Origin of the sequence: Romboutsia maritimum, assembly GCF_002251085.2 — a bacterium.
GTDB lineage: Bacteria > Bacillota > Clostridia > Peptostreptococcales > Peptostreptococcaceae > Romboutsia_B > Romboutsia_B maritimum.
Window position 1 is genome coordinate 1 of sequence record NZ_NOJZ02000042.1, and the last position, 10205, is coordinate 10205.

Sequence of the window (10205 nt, forward strand, 5' to 3'; positions counted from 1 at the left end):
AGGGTTTTACTTCCTCTCGGAATAGTCGTTTGACCTTCCTATTTCTAGGCTTGGCTACCAAATCTCCATTGCAAAAGCACTTAGGATTTAACCATATGCCATCTCTACACTTGTTATGATTTCTCACCTTCATAAGAGTTTCTGATTCTATCTCTTATTGTGGTAGTAGAGCTTTAGGGTTTACTGGTTTTAAAGTCGTGTCCTATGCAGATTTCTCTACATACGCAGCTTATAGTTTATATTTTTACAATCTTCTTGTAAGATTTTATAAACTATTTATTACTGTATTTCTAGATTCCATCTCCATAATAGATAACATAACATGTTCTACGCTAATATATGCATCTTTAAAATCTTTAGATATATCTTCAGCTTTCATAAGTACTTCATTTACTCTTCTATTAGCTGTTACACCTTGAGAATTTATTCCTTGACCATGAATTTGAGGCAATTTATCTAATTCAATATTTACAGTATTTCTTAATGCTTCAATAGATACACTCATCTTCTCTATTATATTAGGAATTAATCCATCCTCTTGATTAACTAATGCACTAAAAAGATGAATTACATCCAGTTGCTGATTGTGATGACGAACAGCCTCGTTATAAGCTTCATTTAAACTTTTTTGAACTCTAACAGTCATTCTTTCTATGTCCATAAAATATCCCTCCATCATCTAAATTTATAAGTAATTTATATATTTATTATTTGTTTTAATATTTTAAAATATATAAGTTTTAAGTTTAATTTTCCTTATTAGCACTCTTTGTATTCGAGTGCTAATAATTATTTAAGTACAATATACACCTCTAAAATTGCTTTGTCAATATATATTATGATATATTTAAATTAATAAATCTATATATAATTAAATCTATATTGGTTTTATAAGAAACTTATTTAAAAGGAGAATTTTTATGATAAATTTAAGCTTTAATAAAGATAATATTAAAATAAATTTGAAGGCAAAAATATGTGAAAATACATTTCTGAAAAAATACTTAGATTTTGAATACTTTACTAACCTTTGTAAAACAGGTTGTCCTAATTATAAAACAAGTTGGGCATGTCCTCCAAATAGTCCTAAGTTTGATGACTTTGCAAAAGGATATAAGTATTCTATTATTTTTATAGGATATTCTACTTTAAAAGATGATAATGATTTATCTCAAGTTCATACAAATTTAAAAAACATACTTACTCCAATGCTTGTAAAAGTTGAAGATAAATTAGATGGTGTACTTACATCCTTTGGAGGTAGCTGTTCTCGTTGTAAGAATTGTGCTTATATTAATAATGAACCTTGCTATTTTCCTAATTTAATGAGATATAGTATGGAAGCTATGGGAATAAATCTAGATTTAATGAGTAAAGAAATGTTTAATCACTCTATTTCTTGGGATAGTAATTCAAAAGATAAATATTGTACTGTTATAGGTTCTGTACTTTTTAATGATTTTCAAAATGAAGAATACTTTAAGTCAATTATAAATAATTTATTTAACTAAATTTATGAAAATTAAAAAGGCTGCCCCACAGTATAATAATTTTATGAAGTAACCTAGCGAAGAGGTGAGATATAAATTCCACCGACATTTTCAGGTGTGGTTTTTCCCTGCATAAAGGAGAACTTATACTCATCTCAAGCAATAGGTTGATTATTTTAAATTATTAATTATTTAGATAAGATTTCTACACCATCTTCAGTAACTAATATCATGTGTTCCCATTGTGCTGATAATTTTCCATCGTCTGTATAAGATGTCCACTCATTTTCTGCGTCTATGTATAATTCATAAGTTCCTTCATTAATCATTGGTTCTATAGTAAATACCATTCCAGGAACTAAAATCATTCCTTTATTTTTTGAACCTATGTGGAAAACGAATGGATCTTCATGAAATTGTAACCCTATTCCATGTCCTCCGAAATCCCTAACTACAGAGTATCCATTTTTATGAGCATGTTCTGCTATAGCTGCGCCAATATCACCTAAATGTCCCCAAGGTTTTACTGCTTCTATACCTTTGTATAAACATTCTTTAGTAACTTCAACTAATTTCTTAGCATTTTCAGTTACATTTCCTAACATAAACATTCTAGATGCATCTGAATAATATCCATTATATATAGTTGAGACATCAATATTTATTATATCTCCATCTTTTAAAACTACATCTTTACTTGGTATACCATGGCATATTTGAGAATTTATAGATGTGCATAAACTCTTTGGAAAACCGCCATAACCTAAAGGTGCAGGTGTTGCTCCTTGAGATATTGTAAAATCATGAACTAATTTATCTATATCGTCAGTTGTCATTCCAATCTTTATATTTTCTGATACTAAGTCTAATACTGCATTGTTTATTTTTGCACTTTCTTTTATACCTTCTATTTGCTCTTTTGTCTTTATAATATTATGAGAAGGAATTATATTTCCTTCCTTTTTTAATTTTTTTAGTTTTTCATCAAATTCCATATGACAATTTTTATATTTAAGGTCACTTTTGCACCAACACTTGTCATTTCTATTTAAAACCATAAAATCATCTCCTTAAATTTATGTTAACTATATAATTATACTCTTTTAATCTTATTAAAACCACCTTTTAATGTTATAAAAAACAATAAAATAAGGCTGGATTTTTATTATCCAGCCTTATTAAAACTTATATTTTATTAAAAGCACTCGCAAGCATTAATTTTATTCTATTTATTTGATTAACTTCACTTGAACCAGGATCATATTCTATAGGTACTATATTTAAGCCATTACAGTATTTTTTTAAGGATTTTATAACTCCTCTTGTATTTGCATGCGCTGGTAAACAACCAAATGGTTGCATACAAATTATATTTTTAACTTCCCACTTTGCAAGTTCAATTACTTCTCCTGCTAATTTCCAACCTTCTCCAGATTGATTGCCTATTGATACTATTTTACTTGCGTTGTTTGCCATTTCTTCGATTCTTTCTGAAGTATAAAATAATTTACTATTTTCTAAAGCATTTATATATATCTTTTGATATCTTTCTATAAACTTAATAGTAGCTTTACCTTTAACACTGCTTAAAAATGTTCCTTCCAATTTTTTATAATTAAATATATTGTTGTATGCTGGTGCTAATAACATCGATAGTAAGTCATTTGAAACAACTTCTACTCCTTCTTTCTCTAACATTTCAACAATATTATTATTAGCTATTGGACTAAGCTTAACTAAAGATTCTCCTACTATACCTACTTTTGGTTTTTCTTTTTCTACTCTAGGTAATTGCTCAAAATCAGCTATCATATGATATATAATCTTTTTATATACATCTTTATTCATAGCTTTAAATGAATCTTGGCATATCTTAAGCCACTTTTCATAAAGTCTATTTGCACTTCCTTTAACTTTTTCATAAGGACGTACTCTATATAAAACTTTTGTCAGTAAATCACCATAAATCATACCAATAACAGCATTTTTAAGAATTTCTAAATTTAATCCTTCTAGTGCATTTTCCTTTTTTATACCTGCTAGACTAAATGATAAAACTGGTACTGTTTTTATACCTGCATCTTTTAATCCTTTTTCTAAAAGTTTAACATAATTTGTGAATCTACATTGTCCTTCAGTTTGAGCAAGTAATATACTCGTATTTTCTAAATCATATTTTCCAGATTTTAAAGCATCTATAACTTGACCTATAACAACTACAGCAGGATAACAAATATCATTGTTTAAATACTTTAATCCTTCATCAACCACATTTTCATTATTTTTTAAAAGTACTACATTATATCCATTTTGATTAAGCATAGCATGCATAACTTCAAAGTGAACTGGTGAGAATTCAGGTACAATTATAGTTCCGTTTTTTCCGGGATTTAAAAATGGCTTAGGTTCATTATATTCTTTTACTTCCATTTTTAAGTTATTACTTTCTCTTTCTTCTATTGCAGCTTTTAATGATCTTAATCTAATTCTAGCTGCACCTAAATTGCTACCTTCATCTATTTTTATATTAGTATATATTTTTGAACGAATATCTAAAATTTCTTGTACTTGATCTACTGTTATAGAATCTAATCCACATCCAAATGATGTTAATTGAACTAATTCTATATCATCTCTATCTAAAATGTAAGTTGAAGATGCATATAACCTAGAATGATATGCCCATTGATCAACTACATTAAGAGGCATTACAACTTTTCCTAAGTGTGCTAATGAATCCTCTGTAAATACAGCCATACCTAAACTATTTATTAATTTTGGTATTCCATGATTTATCTCTGGATCTATATGATAAGGTCTACCACCTAATAAAATTCCTTTTATATTATTATCCTCGATATATTTAAGAGTTTCTTCACCTTTTTGTCTAATTTCTTCTTTGAATAAATTTTGTTCTTTATAAGCTTTATCTACACTATTATTAATTTCTGATTTAGTAACATTAAATATCTTTAACTCTTCAAACAGCCTTTTCTTAAGCTTTTTTTTATCTCTTATTGGTAAAAATGGATTCATAAAATTTATATTCTTATCATTTATAGTTTCCATATTGTTTTTTATAACTTCAGCATAAGAGGTTACAACTGGGCAATTAAAACAATTATCAGCACTTTCTATTTCCTTAACTTCGTATACTATACATGGATAAAATATATCTTTTACGCCTTTTTGAATTAAATCCTCAATATGACCATGAACCATTTTTGCAGGATAACATGCTGTTTCTGAAGCTATGGAATCTAATCCTTTTTCATACATTTTTTTAGATGATTTTCCTGATAATTCAACTCTAAATCCAAGTTCTGTAAATAATGTGAACCAAAATGGATAATTTTCATACATATTTAATACTCTTGGTATACCTATAACACCTCTTTTAGAAGCTTCTATGTCTAATGGTTTATATGAAAACAACTTTTCATATTTATATTGATATAGATTTGGCAGTTCAACATGTTTATTAGAATTTCCTAAAGGTTCATCGCATCTATTACCAGAAATAAACTTTTTATTTACTCCAAATCTGTTTATTGTTAATAAACAGTTATTTGAACATTTACCACATCTTACAGTATTTGATTTAATGTTTATATTATCAATGTCATATAAAGATGCTAGTGTAGTCTTACTTTCTGGTACATATCGTTCTTTTGCCAATAACGCAGCACCAAATGCACCCATAAGTCCTGAAATATTAGGTCTTATAACAGTTCTATTAGATAATAATTCAAAACTTCTAAGTACTGCATCATTATAGAAAGTTCCACCTTGTACAACGATATTATTCCCTAAATCTTTAGGACTTCTAAGTTTTATAACTTTATATAAAGTATTTTTAACTACAGAATAAGCAAGACCAGCTGATATATCATCAACTGTAAAACCTTCTTTTTGAGCCTGTTTTACTTTTGAATTCATAAAAACAGTACATTTTGAACCTAAATCAACTGGAGCTTTAGCAAACAATGCTTTTTTAGCAAAATCCTTTATATCAAGACCTAGTGATTTAGAAAATGCCTCTAAGAAAGAACCACATCCTGCGGAACAAGCTTCATTTAAAGTTATACTTTGAATAGAGCCATCTTTAATTCTTAAGCATTTCATATCTTGTCCACCAATGTCTAATATAAAATCTACATCATTACAGAAAAACTTAGCAGCTTTGTAATGAGCAACTGTCTCAATTTCTCCAATATCAATTCCAAAAGCTTCTTTTAAAAGCGCTTCTCCATATCCAGTAACACCTGAACTAATAATCTTTGCTTTTTTAGGAAGATTCATATAAATATCTTTTAGTATTGATATAGCTGAATTTATAGGATTTCCTTTATTTCCTGCATAATAAGAATATACTATATTTCCATTTTGATTTATTAAAACAGCTTTCGTAGTAGTTGAACCTGCATCTATTCCTAAATAACAATTTCCTTGAGCATCTTTTATATCAAAATTACTAACTACATTTTTGCTATGTCTTTGTTTAAAGCTAGTATAAACTTCCTCATTTTTAAATAATGGCTCTAAGCTGTTTGTTTTTTCATTTGAATTTTCATTAATATTATCTAATTTGTTTATTATTGTGTTAAAGTCAAAAACTTTATTTTCTTCACATGAAAGAGCTGCTCCTAATGCTATATATAACTCTGAGTCTTTTGGAAATATAACATACTCTTCACTAAGTCCTAATACTTCAATAAATCTTTTTCTTAATTCAGATAAAAATGTTAGAGGCCCTCCTAAAAAAGCTACCTTTCCTCTTATTGGTCTCCCACACGCTAATACACTTATTGTTTGAACAACTACAGCATGAAAAATTGAGATTGCTATGTCTTCCCTTTTAGCTCCTTCATTTATTAATGGTTGAACATCAGTTTTAGCGAATACTCCACATCTTGCTGCAATTGGATAAATATGAGAGTATTTTTTAGCTAATTCATTTAAACCACTAGCATCTGTATTTAGTAACGCAGCCATTTGATCAATAAATGCACCAGTACCTCCAGCGCAAGTTCCATTCATCCTTTGCTCAATACCGCCTTCAAGATATGTTATCTTAGCATCTTCCCCACCTAGTTCTATAACTACATCAGTTTCTGAATTATTTACTTGTATAGCTTTAGTACTCGCTATTACCTCCTGTATAAAGTCTATACCTAAATCATTTGCCAAGCTCATACCACCAGACCCTGCTATAGAAAATGATAATTTGTAATCTTCTATATATTCTTTAGCATCTTTTAAGCATTTAGCAAATGCTTTTTTTATATCTGCTAAATGTCGTCTATATGTTTTATATACAATATTACCCTGTTTATTTACAACAACCATTTTTATAGTTGTGGAACCTATATCAATTCCAACACGTAATAATTCCGTCATAACTTCCTCCTGAACTGCACTATATATTACTATTTATTTTATATTTTTTTTGTAGTTTTATATTTTTTTTAAAATTTATTACAATGAATAAGTATATCAAATTTTGATGTATTTTGTATATATAAAATACGCTGTTAATTGTATAAACTTAATTTATTTTTTCTAGTATTTAGTTGAATATTATATTTTGTAGTACTACCATAAATTATGGAGGTGTTCAAAATGAAGAAAGGCTATATTTATATTGCTTTAACAACGTTGTTATTTAGTTCAATGGAAGTAGTTTTAAAATCAGTTTCAAATGATTTTAATCCTATGCAGTTAACATTAGATAGATTTTTTGTAGGAAGCATAATTTTATTTCCATTTTCAATAAAAAATTTAAGATCCAAAGATTTATATCTTTCTTTTTCTGATTTAAAATACTTTTCTTTTCTAGGTTTAATATGTGTAGTAATAAGCATGAGTCTTTATCAATTAGCTGTATCTAATACACAAGCATCTACAGTTGGTGTACTTTTTAGTTGTAATCCTATATTCGTTATGTTCTTTGCATATTTTATTTTAAATGAAAAAATATATAGTTATAATGTTTACTCATTAATTTTAGAAACGATAGGAATTATTATTATTATAAATCCTTTGCATAATAAAATGAACTTGACTGGAATAATATTAACAATAAGCTCGGCTATGATATTTTCAGTATATTCTGTATTAGGTAAAAAGAAAAGCTTAAAATTCGGAGGTCTTGTTGTAACTTGTTTTAGTTTTTTATTTGGAAGTATTGAAATGTTAATTATTTCTATTTTAACAAAAATAGATATCATATCAAATTTTTTAAATGCTATTGGCCTTGAAGCTTTCTCTAATATTCCCATATTTACAAACTATAGTTTAAGTAATCTTCCAAATGTAATATATATATTTATATTTGTCACAGGAATAGGTTACACATTATACTTTAAGAGTATGGAAGAAACATCTGCAAATACAGCTTCTCTAGTATTTTTTTTCAAACCAGTGATATCACCTATTCTTGCTTTTATATTTATTAAGGAATCAATATCTTCTAATATGATTTTTGGAATTTTATTTATTATAATAGGCTCAATAGTATCTATACTTCCTCCTATGTTAAATTATCATAAAGAAGCTAGTCAAAATATAAATGATATGGTTCCTAAAATCTAAAATTTTGTAATAGTCCACATAAAAAAAAATTTTTAGACTTATAATTAATAATGAGTATAAAATATTAGTTACAAAATATAATACGATAATACTAGGGGGATAAGCTATGATATTTGAATGTTTTTACTATCCAATAATAAATGAGAATAAAGAAGTCATAAGAACTAACAAAAACTTAAAAGAGTTTAATTTTGGTGATAAAGTTCCTACAAAAACTTTATATTATAATTACGGAAAAAATTTTGCTATATATCAACCCGATGAATTTTTTGTAATTGAAAATTCTATTTTGACAAAATCTATATCTGCTAAGGATTTAAAATATCCTTTAAATTTAGTATTTAATAAAGGAACTCAGCTTACTATTTTTTCGCCATCTGATTTACCATCAGTTAGACTTTTAATAAAGGGCGAACATGAATCCAAGAAAGAATTAGGCGATTTGTTCTTTTTATCAATCGTTTTGAATAGAAAAATTAAAAATATACAATATAAAGTTATGTCAGAATTAACTAATAGCTCTAGAGATTATCATTATGTAAATCGTGAGCTTGATTTAAATACTAAAAGCTTAATGAATGATCTAAAAATGGTAGAAAGTAAATTTTATAATTTAACACTTGATAATCCTTGCTTAAAGGATGAATATTTAAAATATATGAATTTTGGGAATAAAGAAGACATGTTTGAACTTTCTATAAATAAGTATTTTATAGACGGTACAGAAGAATATGATCAGCATAAATTAAAAAGTTTAGTATGGCAATCTAAACCTATTTATCCAAAATTCAAATTAGATAACTTAATAAACTCTTATAATTATAGAGAATAAATCAACTGTTAAGTTTGTCTCAAGATTATTTTTAATTTTAAAGCTTTGAGACAAACTTATTCTTTTTAATAAATACAATTGTTATATTTAACTTTGGCAACTATCATAAATAATGGTGCATATCTATATTTAACTTTTTCATGTTCATCCCATACTATATTATAAATATCCTCATCTACATACATAGGACAAAATTCATATTTATTTAAAATTTCTTCATCCCATTTAGGTCGGTGTTCTTTAGATAAAGGTAAATTACATGCAATTTCTTCAAGTTTATATTCATGTTCCTCTTTTAATGTAATTTCTCCATATCTTTTTAATAATTCTTCTCTTGCATTTTTAAGCTTTTCTTTTTGCTGTTGATTGAATAAATGTAAATACCAGTTTGAATCAAAATATATTATACGACCTTTATTATTCAATACTCTCCTAAATTCTTTAAATGCAATTTCTGGATACTGTAAATTCCAAATTACATTTCTAGATATTAACAAATCAAAATATCCATCTTCAAAAATCAAGTTATGAGCATCCATTAATTTAAAATTTATATCCACTCCATACATTTTAGCATTGATTCGTGCCTTTTCAATCATTCCCTCACTTATATCTATAGCAGTTACATTATGCCCAGATTTAGCCATAATTATAGCTAGTATACCTGGTCCTGTTCCTATATCTAATATGCGCAATTTTTTTTTACTTTGAGCATATTTTAAAATTATTTGATTCCAAATATTATATTTATAATTTAACTCATTATTATTAATCTTTGAATATCTTTCTGAACTATCATCCCAATAATCTCGTATTGTGCTTAAAAAATCCTGATTCATTTTAAGCTCACTCATAATATTTCCTCCTAATAAAAATAATCTCACTATAATGTAAACATATTGATGCATACAAAAAACCATAAAAGAAAAATTTCCTTATAATGTGGATATTTTAACCTTCATGGTTTAGGATAATTTAGTAAAATGTTCCTATATTTACAATTATTTAAATTATATTATATAGTTTATCATTTCAATTTTTTATTGTCAATTATTACAATTTTTTTACACAAAATATATTCATTTCACATTAAATCAAATATATTCATTAACTTTTTGGTATAATATATAATTGAATTATTAATTTAAACTAAGGAGATTAAATTTATGAAAAATAAAACAGAAATAAATAGTTTATAAAATCTTATAAAAAGATTGTAAAAATATAAACTATACTGCGTATGTAGAGAAATCTGCATAGGACACGACTTTAAAACCAGTAAACCCTAA

7 protein-coding genes are annotated in these 10205 nt (G+C 26.5%); 3 read left to right on the forward strand and 4 right to left on the reverse strand.

Annotated elements, in window-relative coordinates:
- Window positions 1-265 precede the first annotated feature (265 nt).
- Window positions 266-661, reverse strand: a complete 396-nt coding sequence (locus CHF27_RS12875; protein WP_330409804.1) for a Clp protease N-terminal domain-containing protein — start codon at window positions 659-661, stop codon at window positions 266-268.
- A gap of 259 nt (window positions 662-920) precedes the next feature.
- Between CHF27_RS12875 and CHF27_RS12880 the strand changes: the two genes are divergently transcribed.
- Window positions 921-1511: a DUF2284 domain-containing protein gene (locus tag CHF27_RS12880; protein WP_095405558.1), complete on the forward strand. Its 591-nt coding sequence runs from the start codon at window positions 921-923 to the stop codon at window positions 1509-1511.
- A 167-nt stretch (window positions 1512-1678) separates the two neighbouring features.
- Here the strand turns inward: CHF27_RS12880 and CHF27_RS12885 are convergent, their stop codons facing one another.
- Both CHF27_RS12885 and CHF27_RS12890 read right to left on the reverse strand, forming a co-directional pair.
- Window positions 1679-2548 (reverse strand): methionyl aminopeptidase, encoded by an 870-nt coding sequence (locus CHF27_RS12885; RefSeq protein WP_115976284.1) that lies wholly within the window; start codon window positions 2546-2548, stop codon window positions 1679-1681.
- A gap of 127 nt (window positions 2549-2675) precedes the next feature.
- Window positions 2676-6890 carry an acyl-CoA dehydratase activase-related protein gene (locus CHF27_RS12890; protein ID WP_115976287.1) on the reverse strand — a complete coding sequence of 1405 codons (4215 nt, stop codon included), beginning with the start codon at window positions 6888-6890 and terminating at the stop codon, window positions 2676-2678.
- 222 nt (window positions 6891-7112) lie between these two features.
- Between CHF27_RS12890 and CHF27_RS12895 the strand changes: the two genes are divergently transcribed.
- Together CHF27_RS12895 and CHF27_RS12900 are read left to right on the forward strand one after the other, a co-directional pair.
- Window positions 7113-8084, forward strand: coding sequence for a DMT family transporter (locus CHF27_RS12895; protein ID WP_095405337.1), 972 nt, complete (start codon window positions 7113-7115; stop codon window positions 8082-8084).
- Between the two features lie 106 nt (window positions 8085-8190).
- Window positions 8191-8916, forward strand: coding sequence for a hypothetical protein (locus tag CHF27_RS12900; RefSeq protein WP_095405338.1), 726 nt, complete (start codon window positions 8191-8193; stop codon window positions 8914-8916).
- Between the two features lie 65 nt (window positions 8917-8981).
- On the opposite strand, the gene CHF27_RS12905 is transcribed toward CHF27_RS12900, so the two are convergent.
- Entirely contained in the window at window positions 8982-9770 is a 789-nt protein-coding gene (locus CHF27_RS12905) for a class I SAM-dependent methyltransferase (protein WP_158534773.1), read from the reverse strand.
- Window positions 9771-10205: the final 435 nt, after the last annotated feature.